Here is a 12,473-nt window from a genome sequence, read left to right as displayed (position 1 = left end):
TATCCTTATTGGCATCTCTGTTATTTGGGGAATAATCTACTGGATTTTTATTGGCCCTAAACAATAGCACTAATTATATTTGATGATTGTCAATTATTTATGTATGATTGTGTTTAGTGATACATAATTATATTAACTACATATAATGAATAAATGTTTAGTAATAATTTATTTGGAAAAAATATACTATTGTTAAACCAGAGAGTTACATCGGTTTATTTAATATAATGAGGGATAAAAATGTTAATTCGTTATAAAAAGACATTTGAAAAAATTGCTATGGGTTTATTATCCTTTATGCCAAGTGAAAAGGACCTAAAGAAGCTACAGCACACAATAAAGGAATATGAGACTGAAGAGGATTGGCAGCTTTTTCTGTGGAAAGAAGAAGATATTATTGGGCTGCTTGGGGTTCTTTTTCAGAATGATGTAAATGCATTAGTGATTCAGCATATTTCTGTGAACCCTTCCCATCGTTTTCAGGGTGTAGGGAAAAAAATGGTTCAGGCATTGAAAGATATGTATTCAGACAAGGATATTATTTCAAATGAAAACACTGCGGCATTTATTGAAAAATGCGATGTTTGCTAGGTGGACTAATAAAATAGGCAGAGAATAACATTATTCTCTGCCTTTCCGTATTTTTAAGGACTGGCGTCTTTCTTCTATAACACTTGTTCTATCCCGTAATTTATGACGATGAATGAGGCTGCTTTTAGTAAAATCACTTGCTTTTCCCCATAGAAAACCCTCTTGTTCACAATACTCACCGCACATTTCTAAAAGGATTGAATCACAGATAGGCAAATCAAAGCTATTATATGTTTCTTCTTTTTCGATTTTGGATAAACGTTCTTTTAATAAATCGTATAGGAGTTGTTGATCTAAGCCAAGTTTTTTTAACCAACCAGCCTGAGTGCCAAAAACCTTAAACGCCTTTTTTAATGTTCTTTGTGCACCTATATAATTATTTCTACGGTGATGATAAGTAGAAACGGCTAATAAAATAAGACCGACCCAGATGGACGATTTGTTCTTAGAATCTGTCTTTTTCCAATACTCTTCAAGAACTTCATGGCACTCAAAATAATCACGATCACCATGAAAATGGGCTAAAAATTGGATATACTCTTTTGGGTACAAAAGATCCCCCCTAATAGAATTATGTATATATAGTTTATCACAATCTGATAAAACACTTTGATAAAAATAATCACCAAAAAAAACCCGTCAGGATTGACAGGTCTCTTACGCAGCTATTTGTACGCTTCCGTTTTATTATTAGTAAACCCAAGAAGCACCAACAATAATTAACAAAATGAATAGAACCACGATCAACGCAAATCCGGCTCCAAATCCGCCATCCATATTATAAACCTCCTAAATAATTATTGAACTTTTCCATGTCATCATATGTATGATAGTTGTCCATTGTTATGGGCAAACATCATGGTTTCATAATAAAGCACTGCGAGAATGAATTTTCTATTGGATAACCACATTGAATCCTCTATACTATTAATAGTTGTAATGTATGATAAACAAATATTATTTTATTAGAATTTTGGTGAAATATAATGCCATATCAGGTTAAGATTGATGCTTTTGAAGGGCCGTTGGATCTTCTTCTTCATTTAATTAATCGGCTCGAAATTGATATATATGATATTCCTGTTGCTGAAATTACCGAGCAATACTTAATATACATTAAAACAATGAATGAGCTCCAACTGGATGTTGCCAGTGAATTTTTAGTAATGGCTGCTACATTACTAGTGATTAAGAGTAAAATGCTTTTACCAAAGCATGAAGAGGTTTTCCCTGACGATGACCCGGAAATGACCTTTGAGGAGGATCCAAGGGACGAACTTGTCGAACGATTGATTGAGTATCGAAAATATAAAGAGGCAGCACACGACCTAAAAACAATGGAAGAAGAACGAGGTCTAATGTATACTAAGCCGCCAAGCGATCTTTCTGATTTTGCAAAAGAAAAACAGCCTGAAAAGACAGATCTAAATGTCTCCTTGTATGATATGCTGGCTGCCTTCCAAAAGTTGTTGCGAAGAAAGAAGTTACAGCGGCCACTGGCGACAAAAATTGCCCGCCAAGAAATATCGATTGAAAAAAGAATGACAGAAATTATGGTAGAATTAAAACAGCTTAAAGGAAGAAAAAACTTTAATGAATTATTTCCATACCCGGCAAAGGATCATATAGTAGTGACCTTTTTGGCTATTTTGGAACTAATTAAAAGAAATGTGATTGACGTTGAGCAGAACGAAAACTTTGGGGATATCTTTGTTGAAGCTGTTAAGGAAGGGGCAGAAGTAGTTGGAAATAATTAATTGGAGCAGCATACTTGAAAGCCTTTTGTTTGCGGCTGGAGACGAGGGACTTTCGCTTAAGCAGATTGAAGAGGTTTTAGAAGTAGATGATTTAAAGGCAAGCGAAATCATTGAGGATTTAAGACAAGAATATGAACAAACCAATAGAGGTATCATGATTGTCCAGCTTGCAGGAACCTATCAACTTGCAACAAAGAAAGAAAATGCTGCCTATTTAAAGAAGCTGGTTGATTCGCCCCATACATCTGCCCTATCACAGGCTGCTTTAGAGACATTAGCCATCATTGCCTATAAACAGCCGATTACACGTACTGAAATAGAGGAAATTCGCGGTGTAAAAACGGAAAGACCACTGCATACACTTGTTTCAAAAGTATTAATCAAAGAGGTTGGCAGGGCAGAAGGGACAGGAAGGGCTTATTTATACGGAACTACTAAGGAGTTTCTTGACTATTTTGGATTAAAAAGTTTAAAAGAACTTCCACAGCTTCCGGAAAAAGTGGAGGAAGAATTTATTCAAGAGGAAGCAGACTTGTTTTTTGAGAAATTTTTAGAAAATTCGCCGATTGACGAGCCCCTTAGGGCGAAGACAGAGGCGTAGTTGCACTTATGCGTTCAGAATTTATGAAAATAAATTCTGATTAACCAGGAAACGATTAACTCCTAAACTACAATCATAAGAAAGAATTTATGCTAAAATAAATATACGTTTTCAAAATGATTATTCGGTTATCCAAATAGTCTTAAGGATTTCGATAAGGAGCGGGATTAAGTTGCTAATTAAAGAGTGTAAAGGATTTGAATTAGAAAAAGAAAAATCAAATACCTCAGAGGATTTTTTTAACAGAAGTGAAGTCACTTTCGTTGAAAATGGAGAGGAAAAAACGCTTCATGTTCTATATGTCAGGTATTTTGATCAAATCTTCTCTGAATTTACTCCGTACCAACAAGACCCAGTTATTGTCAAAGAGGGGATTGAAGTAAATTTCAAAGAAATCGTAGCACTTGTTTGTCTCTTAAAAAATCCAGGACTTCGCAGTCGTAAGCGCTTGTATATTAATTCTAAACAAGATTTTGCTGCCTATTTTCAAGACATAAACTTTAATAAATTACCTGAAATAATACTTGCTCTTAAACAAAATAATGGTTTTGAGCTTCGTTCTCCACTTGAGTTCATCATGCAGCCACAATAGTTTGAAATAGGAAAAATATTAGGGGGATCAATATGGGGAATTCGTTGGTTAAAACACAGCTAAAGGATGTTAAAGATTTTTTAACGAAGTCAATGATAACTCTTGAAGATTTTTTAAATGAAACAACGATATTGGATTTGAGCCCAGAAAATGATGAAGGGCGCAGCTACAATAAATTAATCTTATCAAATTTACGAAAACTAGTAGTTTATAGCGCGGAAAGTTTAGAAACATGTGCTATTATTTTGCAGAACGAACCTTTTCAAAAAGCGGCAGCAGAAAAAACTCTTTATAAAATTTACCATCAATGTATTGAAGAGTTTTTCTCACCGAAAAATGATGCTTGGTTCGAAGATAGCAGATCTGCCTATACGGGCAGGAACTCAATTAAATTTTATCGAAATGTATCGGAAAGTGTAATACAGCTCATCAAGAGTCTAGAAGGTGATTTCCAGAGGATTAGGGAAGAACTTGAGTACTATGAAACAGATTACCGAACAAAAATGATTCAATCAAAATGAAAAGCGGAAATTCACAAGACTGTCCTGTAAAAGGGCAGTCTTTTCTCGTTGTCCAGCTCCAGCGCCTAGGGGCTCGGGGTCATAAGCCAATCAGTCAAGAAGGTTAAAGTGCAACCTTCTCGCCTGCTCGTCTTATGCCTGGCTCCAGAAAGCTATTGCTTTCAGTACCCATTAAGGGAGACTAATCTCTGGCTTCGCTTTACTTTCCAGTCGATAATTCTCCCTATATCGCCCCTGGTCAAGACGCTTCCGCTTTTCTCGTTCTTAACAAGTGCAAAGCCTCATACCATTTAGAAGGATTACTTGATAGAAAAACTAGATAAATGAAAAGAGGGAGCAAAATGGATCGTTTTAACCGATATGTAAATGAATTATTTGACTGGAATGAGCAAATGAAACAATTTCTCCAATCGGAAAAAGTGGCTCAAGACTCTGAATTATGGGAAAAACTTGATGAATTTACCGAAATAATTGAAAGCACCAACCGAGAGTTATCATCTGAAGAGCTGTTAAGTTTACAAGCAAGGGCTGAGAACATCCATGAGCAAATGGAACATTATTTTAGAAGAAAACAAGAAATAGGTGATATTTGGATTGTAGAAAAAACAGTCCCTCCAGGTGGTCATACCCTGCCGGAACTTCCCTATCCCTATAATGCCTTAGAGCCTTATATATCCGAGGAAATCATGAGACTGCACCACGATAAGCATCATCGTTCATATGTTGATGGGTTAAATCGAGCTGAAATCAACCTTAAAACAGCTAGGGAAACCAATGATTTTTCATTCATCAAGCACTGGTCAAGAGAGCTTGCCTTTCATGGGTCTGGACATTACCTCCATACAATTTTTTGGAGAAATATAAGTCCGAACGGCGGGGGGAGCCCTCAAGGACTGCTAAAGGGAGAAATCGAAAATTACTTTGGAAGCTTTGAGGCATTTAAAAAACAGTTCTCTGAAGCTGCCAAGCAAGTGGAGGGAGTAGGATGGGCCCTTTTGGTCTGGTCACCGAGAGCAAGACATTTGGAGGTGCTACAATCGGAACGGCATATGCTATTAACACAGTGGGATACAATTCCCCTCCTTGTACTGGATGTTTGGGAGCATGCCTATTATCTCCAATACAAAAACAATAGGGCAGAATACGTGGATAAATGGTGGAGTCTAGTCAATTGGCATGATGTTGAAATGAGGTTTGAAAAAGCAGCAGATATAAAATGGCCTGCATTTTAATCGATTTAAGCATTCGGATTAACGCCGGGTGCTTTCGTTTTTCTAAAAGCAAATTGTCATATCAAACCTTGTCCCGCATAAACTTGTACAAAGCTAGAAAATTAGACAAGTAGTCAGTTAAGAAGGAGACGAGGTTAAAACTAATGAGAATGATTTTGAAGCTAGTAATTATTTCCCTCATGGTCTCACTATTCATTGCAAACATTCCTCAAAAGGTTGATGCTTCCTTTGGAGTAAGTGCTGCGAGCGCTGTGCTAATAGAGCAAAAAACTGGACGGGTTCTCTATGAGAAGGATGCACACACAAAAAGAAGAATCGCAAGTATAACCAAAATCATGACAGCGATTCTTGCCATTGAATCGGGGAAAATGAATCAATATGTTAAAGTGAGTGAACAAGCGACCCATGCCGAAGGGTCATCGGTATATTTAAAACCAGGTGAAAAAATCAAGCTTAACGAACTTGTCTATGGATTGATGCTGAGATCTGGAAATGACACAGCTGTTGCGATTGCCGAACATGTAGGGGGAAGTTTGGATGGCTTTGTCTATTTAATGAATCAGAAGGCAAAGGAAATTGGAATGTATAATACCCATTTCGAAAACCCACATGGACTTGACGATCATGAGGATCATTATTCTTCGGCATTTGATATGGCCATCCTAATGCGCTATGCGATGAAAAACAAAACCTTTCAAAAAATCTCAGGTACCAAGGTGCATAAAGCCCCGAACCCAACAGAAAATTGGGACAGAGAATGGAAAAATAAGAATCGACTGCTATCAAAATATAAATATTGTACAGGAGGAAAGACAGGCTATACAAAACGTGCGAAACGAACGCTTGTCACAACCGCAACAAAAGGGGATATGGATCTAATTGCTGTAACCTTAAATGGCCCGGATGATTGGAATGACCATATCTCCATGTATGAAAGTGGGTTTAAAGGATTCGATATGTTAGAAGTGTTAGTGAAGGGGAAAATCGAAATAACAAAAAACAAATATTATAAAAATCATTTGTATGTAAAAAAAACCATTGTTTACCCTGCTACTAAAAATGAAATGGATTTGTTTTCAGTTAAATATAAATTAAATAAGCCTAAGAAAAAATGGACGAGTTCCAAAAATGAAATAATTGTTGGTAAGGCAGCTGTTTATTTGGATGGAAAAGTTGTTCAGGAAACACCGATTTACTATCAGAACCTACAAGAAAAAAAGAAGAAGAAAGGTCTGTTTGATTTTGTAAAAGAAATTTTTTTATCAGTCATCGGTGTGAATGCCCATGGTTAATTATATTTGGGTATTTATGACAATCGTTGGAATAATATTTGGATTGATTAATGGAACAATGGAGGCAGTTACTAAAGCGGTTTTTGATGGTGCAAAAGAAGCTGTTACCCTATGCATCGGCCTCATTAGTGTACTAGTTTTCTGGCTTGGAATGATGCGGATTGCCGAAGAGTCCGGACTTCTCGAGAAACTGTCAAAGCTTTTTCGTCCACTTGTGAAAATTTTGTTTCCAGATGTCCCGCACAAACACCCGGCTCTGGGCTATATCTTGTCAAATATGATATCTAATATGTTTGGGTTAGGAAATGCTGCGACACCACTTGGGATAAAGGCGATGGAGGAACTAAAGAAATTAAATGGCGGGAAAAGTGAAGCAAGCCGATCTATGGTTACTTTTTTGGCAATCAATACTGCTAGCATTACCATTATACCTACAACGGTTATTGCGATAAGGATGAATTATCATTCTGCATCACCAACTGAAATCGTTGTACCAACTATTATTGCGACAATCCTCTCGGCAATAGGGGCAGTTCTGATTGACCGCTATTTTTATTATCGCAGAAGCCGTAAAGGACGATGAAAAGATGGAGTTAATTTCCTATATTTCGCTTACTTTTATTCCTTTGTTAATTGGATTTATACTTTTATATGGTACGCTTAAACGCGTGCCAACCTATGAAAGCTTCGTCGAAGGCGGAAAAGAAGGAATCAAAATCGCGGTATCGATTATTCCCTTTCTTGTTGGAATGCTGGTTGCAATTTCTATTTTTCGTGCATCCGGTGCATTAGACGCCTTAATGAATTGGATTAGGCCATTAATGAAGACGCTGGGAGTTCCCGCAGAAATTGTGCCATTGCTTATAATTAGACCCATTTCAGGGACTGCTGCTCTTGGGATGACGAGTGATTTAATTGCTGTTAATGGACCTGATTCTTTTATTGGACGTCTGGCATCCGTTTTACAAGGGAGTACGGATACCACCTTTTATGTTTTAACTGTTTATTTCGGTGCTGTTGGGATTAAAAAAATGGGGGATGCCCTAAAAGTAGGACTCCTTGCAGATGTGGTAGGAATCATCGTTTCTATTATCATTGTTGCCATTATTTTTGGAACCAACTAATTTTATAAAAATATGGTATGTTCCATTTGGGACATGCCTTTTTATTTTTCCTTAAAATTAGTACCCGTTACTTTGAAAAGTGAAGGAATTGTGTCATAATTCATTAGGATAGATTAGTGTATAGGCTTCCAGGTAAATAGGAAACATTCCTATTTACCATTCGATTTTCTATATATCCGGATAAATTTTGAGGTGAAATAATGGAAAGATTACAAAAGGTAATAGCTCGTGCGGGCATTGCTTCAAGGAGAAAATCCGAGGAGCTTATTAAAGAAGGTAGAGTAAAAGTAAACGGAAAAGTAGTTACTGAGGTTGGCGTGAAGGTTTCTCCTTCCGATAAAGTAGAGGTAAATGAAATTCAAATTGAGAAAGAAGAACCTGTTTATTTTCTTTTATATAAACCAAGAGGGGTTATATCTAGTGTCAGCGATGACAAAGGAAGAAAGGTTGTCACTGATTTCTTTTCACAGTTTAAAGAAAGAATTTTCCCTGTCGGACGTCTTGATTATGATACCTCTGGATTATTGCTATTAACAAATGACGGTGAATTTGCTAATTTGCTTATGCACCCAAAGAATGAAATAGACAAAGTGTATGTCGCGAAAACAAAAGGAATTCCATTAAGGGAAAACTTAAGGAAATTGGAAAAAGGGATTCGCCTAGAGGATGGTAAGACAGCACCAGCAAAAGTTAAATTGCTATCGGTAGATAAGAAGAAACAAACGGCGATCGTTGAGATTACGATTCATGAAGGACGAAATCGCCAGGTGAGAAGGATGTTTGACGCTATTGGTAATGAGGTACTTAAATTAAAACGTGAACGATATGGTTTTTTGACATTAAATGGGTTAAAAACAGGAGAGGCAAGAGAGCTGACTCCACATGAAGTAAAGCAGCTACGGGCTCTCGCAATGGAAATGTCTAAGAAAAATTCATAAAATCGTCACAATTGCATTCTTTTGTAAACACTATGCAAGTATTGGAAAGTGCTATAATTTAAGATAATTATGTCATGTGATTTATCCCGCATTAACGGGCAGTAAGGCCACACTTCAAGACTTTGAGGGGCCTAATAGGGTTTAGTGGTGATCAACTGCCCGTAAAAGCCCGATTGGTGAGATACAGTGAAACTTGCCGATGTGCTTTCCATCGGCCTAGTTGAACTATTCGGGTTCATAAAGTCTAATACTAAGGCGATAGCCTTGATATTAGAGACTTTAGAGCGGGACTAATAATCAGTGGGGGATGAAAAAAAACCACGGATTGAAGTTTCACTTTACTGGAGGTTTTTTATGAAGAAACGGCGATTAGTTTTGAGAACGATTATTTTACTTGTACTAGGTGCTGCCGTTGCCTATTCGCTTTATGCTAATCTTACAAAAGATACTAAACAAAAGGTCGCAGTTGGAGATAAAGCACCTGATTTTGCCTTGGTTGATATGCAGGGAAACAAGCATCGTCTGTCTGATTATCGAGGACAAGGAGTGTTTTTAAACTTCTGGGGAACCTGGTGCCCGCCTTGTAAGAAAGAAATGCCGTATATAAACAATCAATATCATCAGTATAAAGACAATGGAGTGCAGGTGTTGTCTGTTGATATTCAGGAACCTGAACTCGCTGTAAATCAATTTGCTGAACGTCTGAAACTAGATTTTCCGATTATGATTGATAAAGATAAAGAGGTCATGAATGTTTATGGTGTTGATGGTCTTCCGGCAACATTTTTAATTGATAAAGACGGTAATGTGGTGCAATATTATACCGGCGAACTGACGGAATATAAGATTAAGGAGTTTATGGAGAAAATAAAACCATAAGGGGATTGTAGGGGAGTTTTTTTCATGAAAGATGTAAAATGTGAATGCGGGCATGTAAATCCGCATGGAACCGTGTTATGTGAAGCCTGTGGAAAAGTGTTGGATGAACAAGACAGTAAAAGTAAACAACTTCTTGACATGCGCTATGAGGGAAGTGCCCGGCGCTCACAAACATATAGTAAAACCTTTATTGATAAAATTTGGAATTTTTTCTCATCGGTAAAAGTTGGTGTTTGGCTGATCATCATTACTTTGCTTGCTTCCATACTTGGAACCATTCTTCCGCAAGAAATGTATATAAACTTGCCTGCAGACGTGTATTATGAGCAGGAATATGGATGGTTTGGCAAATTATATTATCAGTTAGGCTTACATGATTTGTTCGGATCATGGTGGTATTTATTATTAATTGCCATGATAGGTATTTCCCTTGTTATTTGCAGTCTTGACAGGGTCGTCCCTTTACATAAGGCATTAAAAGTCCAAAAAGTCACAAGACACGAAGGATTTTTAAAGCGTCAAAGGGTATTTGGTGTGAATGAAAACGTCGATGAAAATGATTTTATGACCATCAAGGAGCATTTAAAGGGAAAACGCTATCATGTTCGAGTAGAAAATGGCGATTTATTAGCTGAAAAAGGCCGATTTTCACGCTGGGGTCCTTATGTAAACCATGTGGGCTTAATTATTTTCTTACTAGGCGGCATGCTTCGGTTTATCCCGGGTTTTTATGTAAATGAGAACTTATGGGTAAAAGAGGGGGAAACTGCTGTTGTTCCAGAAACAGGTGAAAAGTTCTACCTTAAAAATAACCAATTTATACTCCAGCACTATGATAAAGATAAAGACAAAACGTTTGAAAAAGCGATTGATCAGGCAGGTCAAGTTGTTAAGAATTACCAATCTAATGTTGTTTTATACAAACGAGTTAGTGAAAATCTTCCCGGAGAAGAACGGAAACTAGAGAAGGTAAAGGAATATAAGGTTCGAGTTAATCATCCAATATCCTTTGATGGTTACTCAATTTTCCAATCCTCATATAGAAGTGAGCTAAAAGCGATGACCTTTTTGCTGACAAATAAAGATACGAACCAGACTTTTGGTGAAGTGAAAATTAATCTTGAGGACCCTAAAGCTAAGTATGATCTTGGGAACGGCTATTCAGTAAGGATTCTTAATTATTTTCCGGACTTTGAATTTGACAAAAATGGGGAGCCATCTACAAAATCGCGTACACCTAATAATCCTGCCTTTGTTTTTGAAATGTCATCACCTGATAAAGAAAAACCAGAAACGAGTTTCGTAGCTATTAAGCAAACGATTGAGCCGTTTGGCGACAATACTTATAAGATGGCATTTAAAGGAATTAATACTCAAAATGTTTCAGGGTTCACAGTTCGTAAAGATTCCTCATTATGGCTGTTTGTTTTGGGAGGCATCATTTTCATGATCGGTGTCATCCAGGGTGCTTATTGGAACCATCGTCGAATATGGATACAAAAGAAAAACGGACAAGTTTGGGTCGCTGCCCATACCAATAAAAACTGGTATGGTTTAAAACGGGAACTTGAAACGATTTTTGCAGATACAAAGCTTGCCATCCCAGAGGATCAGCTTCAAAGGGAAAATGTGGATGAGGAGGGTGTCTAGTTGGCAACACTAAGTAGTAATTTATTATTTATTGCTTTTATTCTTTATTTAGTCGCGACCTTGTTTTATGGAGGATCGATAAAATCTAAGAAGGATAAGAATGAAAAGAATGGAACCAACAAGTGGGGGAAAATTGCTGTATTATTAACAATTATCGGCTTTATTTCGCAGCTTGGTTATTTTATCACAAGATGGATTGCAGCGGGCCATGCTCCAGTAAGTAACATGTTTGAGTTTACGACATTCTTTGGAATGGCTCTTGTTGGTGCATTTATCGTAATTTATTTTATTTACCGAACAACTCTGCTTGGATTATTTACAATGCCTGTTGCCATTCTGGTTATTGCTTATGCAAGTATGTTTCCAAGGGATATTACTCCGTTAATACCGGCATTGCAAAGTTATTGGCTTCATATCCATGTGACCACTGCAGCAATTGGGGAAGCAATCCTCGCAATTAGCTTTGCTGCGGGACTAATCTATCTTGTTAAAGCTATTGATCAAACAAAATCGAGCAAACGAACCTTTTGGCTCGAACTGGTCATGTTTTCATTAGTTGCGGTGCTTGGGTTCGTAGTTGTCTCATCTGTATTTTCAGGTATTGGTTATCATGAGAAATTTAATTGGACTGATAAACATGGTAATCAGGCAGTTGTCGAATATACTATGCCTGCTATAACCGGGCCACATGAAGGCGAATTGTTGACAAAAGATGGATTTAAGCCGTTGGTTGACATGCCGGCTTTCATCAATGCTAAAAAAATGAATACGGTTGTTTGGTCTTTCATTGCTGGTCTTATACTTTATGGCCTAATCAGATTAATCTTAAGAAAGCGGATTGCAGCGGCTCTTCAACCGCTTGTGAAAAATATTAAACTCGACTTTGTTGATGAGATTAGCTACCGATCGGTGTTAATTGGCTTTCCAGTATTTACACTGGGTGCACTCATTTTTGCGATGATTTGGGCGCAAATGGCTTGGTCACGGTTCTGGGGATGGGATCCAAAAGAGGTTTGGGCACTTATCACCTGGTTATTCTATGCTGCGTTTATGCATCTTCGCCTTTCGAAGGGATGGCATGGTGAAAAATCAGCATGGCTGGCAGTAATTGGCTTTGTTATCATAATGTTTAACCTTGTTGCAGTTAATCTGGTTATTGCCGGTCTCCATTCTTATGCTGGTTAATTCATTTGTCTTTAGGACTTAATTATATAGCCTTCACTTTTTTTATGAAGTGAAGGCTTTTTTAAAACATATTAAACGATGAAATATATTTATAAATGACTTTGTCAAATT

Annotated in this window: 15 protein-coding genes; 13 read left to right on the top strand and 2 right to left on the bottom strand. The window is 37.2% G+C overall.

What is annotated here, in order from left to right; translation table 11 throughout:
* The first annotated feature begins 240 nt into the window (after positions 1-240).
* The gene (locus tag V7150_RS21260) at positions 241-591 is read left to right on the top strand and encodes a GNAT family N-acetyltransferase (RefSeq protein ID WP_335522254.1); all 351 of its coding nucleotides are present in this window, start codon (positions 241-243) and stop codon (positions 589-591) included.
* Between the two features lie 30 nt (positions 592-621).
* Here the strand turns inward: V7150_RS21260 and V7150_RS21255 are convergent, their stop codons facing one another.
* On the bottom strand, positions 622-1,143 hold the full coding sequence (locus V7150_RS21255; RefSeq protein ID WP_335522253.1) for a DUF309 domain-containing protein: 522 nt from the start codon (positions 1,141-1,143) through the stop codon (positions 622-624).
* Between the two features lie 138 nt (positions 1,144-1,281).
* Positions 1,282-1,368, bottom strand: coding sequence for a YjcZ family sporulation protein (locus V7150_RS21250; protein ID WP_101650965.1), 87 nt, complete (start codon positions 1,366-1,368; stop codon positions 1,282-1,284).
* Positions 1,369-1,577: 209 nt separating this feature from the next.
* Here V7150_RS21250 and V7150_RS21245 point away from each other — a divergent pair, with 209 nt between their 5' ends.
* The 12 genes from V7150_RS21245 to ccsB all read left to right on the top strand — a co-directional run bounded on the left by V7150_RS21245 (position 1,578) and on the right by ccsB (position 12,362).
* On the top strand, positions 1,578-2,348 hold the full coding sequence (locus V7150_RS21245) for a segregation/condensation protein A (RefSeq protein ID WP_335522250.1): 771 nt from the start codon (positions 1,578-1,580) through the stop codon (positions 2,346-2,348).
* Entirely contained in the window at positions 2,335-2,949 is a 615-nt protein-coding gene (gene scpB / locus V7150_RS21240) for an SMC-Scp complex subunit ScpB (RefSeq protein WP_335522247.1), read from the top strand. The genes V7150_RS21245 and scpB overlap by 14 nt, the downstream gene beginning before the upstream one ends.
* A 172-nt stretch (positions 2,950-3,121) precedes the next feature.
* On the top strand, positions 3,122-3,541 hold the full coding sequence (locus V7150_RS21235; protein WP_335522245.1) for a hypothetical protein: 420 nt from the start codon (positions 3,122-3,124) through the stop codon (positions 3,539-3,541).
* Between the two features lie 32 nt (positions 3,542-3,573).
* The gene (locus V7150_RS21230; protein ID WP_335522243.1) at positions 3,574-4,062 is read left to right on the top strand and encodes a YpuI family protein; all 489 of its coding nucleotides are present in this window, start codon (positions 3,574-3,576) and stop codon (positions 4,060-4,062) included.
* A gap of 341 nt (positions 4,063-4,403) precedes the next feature.
* Positions 4,404-5,294 (top strand): superoxide dismutase, encoded by an 891-nt coding sequence (locus V7150_RS21225; protein WP_335522241.1) that lies wholly within the window; start codon positions 4,404-4,406, stop codon positions 5,292-5,294.
* A gap of 143 nt (positions 5,295-5,437) precedes the next feature.
* On the top strand, positions 5,438-6,586 hold the full coding sequence (locus tag V7150_RS21220) for a D-alanyl-D-alanine carboxypeptidase family protein (RefSeq protein ID WP_335522239.1): 1,149 nt from the start codon (positions 5,438-5,440) through the stop codon (positions 6,584-6,586).
* The gene (locus V7150_RS21215) at positions 6,579-7,169 is read left to right on the top strand and encodes a nucleoside recognition domain-containing protein (RefSeq protein WP_335522237.1); all 591 of its coding nucleotides are present in this window, start codon (positions 6,579-6,581) and stop codon (positions 7,167-7,169) included. Before V7150_RS21220 ends, V7150_RS21215 begins: the two co-directional genes overlap by 8 nt.
* A gap of 4 nt (positions 7,170-7,173) precedes the next feature.
* On the top strand, positions 7,174-7,710 hold the full coding sequence (locus V7150_RS21210) for a spore maturation protein (protein ID WP_335522256.1): 537 nt from the start codon (positions 7,174-7,176) through the stop codon (positions 7,708-7,710).
* A 200-nt stretch (positions 7,711-7,910) separates the two neighbouring features.
* Complete coding sequence (gene rluB, locus V7150_RS21205) at positions 7,911-8,648, top strand: 23S rRNA pseudouridine(2605) synthase RluB (RefSeq protein WP_335522235.1); 738 nt, start codon at positions 7,911-7,913, stop codon at positions 8,646-8,648.
* Positions 8,649-9,002: 354 nt separating this feature from the next.
* A complete protein-coding gene (resA, locus tag V7150_RS21200; protein WP_335522233.1) occupies positions 9,003-9,527 on the top strand; it encodes a thiol-disulfide oxidoreductase ResA in 525 nt (174 codons plus the stop codon).
* Positions 9,528-9,551: 24 nt separating this feature from the next.
* Positions 9,552-11,177, top strand: coding sequence for a cytochrome c biogenesis protein ResB (gene resB, locus V7150_RS21195; protein WP_335522231.1), 1,626 nt, complete (start codon positions 9,552-9,554; stop codon positions 11,175-11,177).
* Positions 11,178-12,362, top strand: a complete 1,185-nt coding sequence (gene ccsB / locus V7150_RS21190; RefSeq protein WP_335522230.1) for a c-type cytochrome biogenesis protein CcsB — start codon at positions 11,178-11,180, stop codon at positions 12,360-12,362. It abuts the gene before it with no gap.
* Positions 12,363-12,473: the final 111 nt, after the last annotated feature.

The organism is Neobacillus drentensis, assembly GCF_036965245.1.
Lineage (GTDB): Bacteria > Bacillota > Bacilli > Bacillales > Cytobacillaceae > Neobacillus > Neobacillus drentensis_G.
This window is presented reverse-complemented; position numbering and strand designations above follow the sequence as displayed.

Coding starts and splice junctions, on each gene's coding strand:
- V7150_RS21260 (WP_335522254.1), top strand. CDS start 241: ATGTTAATTCGTTATAAAAAGACATTTGAAAAAATTGCTATGGGTTTA.
- V7150_RS21250 (WP_101650965.1), bottom strand. CDS start 1,368: ATGGATGGCGGATTTGGAGCCGGATTTGCGTTGATCGTGGTTCTATTC.
- V7150_RS21245 (WP_335522250.1), top strand. CDS start 1,578: ATGCCATATCAGGTTAAGATTGATGCTTTTGAAGGGCCGTTGGATCTT.
- V7150_RS21230 (WP_335522243.1), top strand. CDS start 3,574: ATGGGGAATTCGTTGGTTAAAACACAGCTAAAGGATGTTAAAGATTTT.
- V7150_RS21225 (WP_335522241.1), top strand. CDS start 4,404: ATGGATCGTTTTAACCGATATGTAAATGAATTATTTGACTGGAATGAG.
- V7150_RS21220 (WP_335522239.1), top strand. CDS start 5,438: ATGAGAATGATTTTGAAGCTAGTAATTATTTCCCTCATGGTCTCACTA.
- V7150_RS21215 (WP_335522237.1), top strand. CDS start 6,579: ATGGTTAATTATATTTGGGTATTTATGACAATCGTTGGAATAATATTT.
- V7150_RS21210 (WP_335522256.1), top strand. CDS start 7,174: ATGGAGTTAATTTCCTATATTTCGCTTACTTTTATTCCTTTGTTAATT.
- rluB (WP_335522235.1), top strand. CDS start 7,911: ATGGAAAGATTACAAAAGGTAATAGCTCGTGCGGGCATTGCTTCAAGG.
- resA (WP_335522233.1), top strand. CDS start 9,003: ATGAAGAAACGGCGATTAGTTTTGAGAACGATTATTTTACTTGTACTA.
- resB (WP_335522231.1), top strand. CDS start 9,552: ATGAAAGATGTAAAATGTGAATGCGGGCATGTAAATCCGCATGGAACC.